The sequence below is a fragment of the Vibrio sp. YT-19(2023) genome, from assembly GCF_033337395.1.
This window is the reverse complement of the sequence record NZ_JAWOQN010000095.1, coordinates 1-1469: the sequence shown is the minus strand read 5'-3', so window position 1 is coordinate 1469 and position 1469 is coordinate 1. Positions and strand designations below refer to the sequence as shown.

General features: G+C 41.4%; 1 protein-coding gene. It reads left to right on the top strand.

The window, feature by feature from the left end:
• Positions 1-980: reverse transcriptase domain-containing protein (locus R7E78_RS24065; protein ID WP_318058329.1), on the top strand; the 980-nt coding region annotated here is incomplete at its 5' end.
• Between the last annotated feature and the right edge of the window lie 489 nt (positions 981-1469).

The window sequence follows — 1469 nt, the reverse complement described above, 5'->3', positions numbered from 1 at the left end:
TTCATAATGAATCATTCTTACGTACTAAAGTTTGTTTTGGTGTTCCGCAAGGTTCTGCGCTCAGACCAATCCTATTTACTCTATATATGCTTCCTTTAGGTAACATCATTAGAAATCACTCTATAAATTTCCATTGTTATGCGGATGATACTCAGTTGTATTTATCGATGAAGCCAGAAGAAAGTAATCAATTAACTAAACTCCATAACTGCCTTAAAGACATAAAAACTTGGATGAGCACCAATTTCCTGATGTTAAATTCAGACAAAACTGAAGTTATTGTTCTTGGCCCCAAACAACTCAGAGACTCTTTATCTGATGACATAGTTTCTCTAGATGGCATTGCTCTGGCCTCTAGCACTACCGTAAGAAACCTCGGAGTAATATTTGATCAAGATTTGTCTTTTAATTCTCATTTAAAACAAACCTCACGGACTGCATTTTTTCATCTGCGTAATATTGCGAAAATTAGGCCTATCCTGACCCGAAAAGATGCAGAAAAATTGGTCCACGCTTTTGTTACCTCTAGGCTGGATTACTGTAACTCTCTATTATCAGGTAGCTCTAGTAAGTCCTTAAAAACTCTCCAGCTAATTCAGAATGCAGCAGCACGTGTACTAACAGGAACTAAGAAACAAGATCATATTTCTCCTGTTTTAGCTTCTCTGCACTGGCTCCCTGTAAAATCCAGAATTGAATTTAAAATCCTACTGTTAACTTATAAAGCTCTAAATGGTCAAGCTCTGTCATATCTTAGAGAGCTCATAGTGCCATATTATCCCACCAGAACACTGCGCTCTGAGAACGCAGGGTTACTCGTGGTCCCTAAAGTCTCCAAAAGTAGATCAGGAGCCAGAGCCTTCAGCTATCAGGCTCCTCTCCTGTGGAATCATCTTCCTGTTACGGTCCGGGAGGCAGACACCGTCTCCACATTTAAGACTAGACTTAAGACTTTCCTCTTTGATAAAGCTTATAGTTAGGGCTGGCTCAGGCTTGCCCTGTACCAGCCCCTAGTTAGGCTGACTTAGGCCTAGTCTGCCGGAGGACCCCTTATAATACACCGGGCATCTTCTCTCCTTCTCTCTCTCTCGCTCTCGCTCTCGTATCCTATTACTGCATCTTGCTAACTCGGCCATTCTGGATGTCACTAACTCGGCTTCTTCTCCGGAGCCTTTGTGCTCCACTGTCTCTCAGATTAACTCATATCGCAGCGGTGCCTGGACAGCGTGACGTGTGTGGTTGTGCTGCTGCCGTGGTCCTGCCAGATGCCTCCTGCTGCTGCTGTTATCATTAGTCATACTTCTACTGTTATTATACACATATGATTATTGTCACATATGTATACTATCAGATATTAATATATACTTTCAACATATTGTACCACAGTAGCCAGAACTATAACTATAATATTATTACTTTCATTAATGTTGTTGTAAGCTACTGTCATTACCGTCTGTCCTGCATCTCTC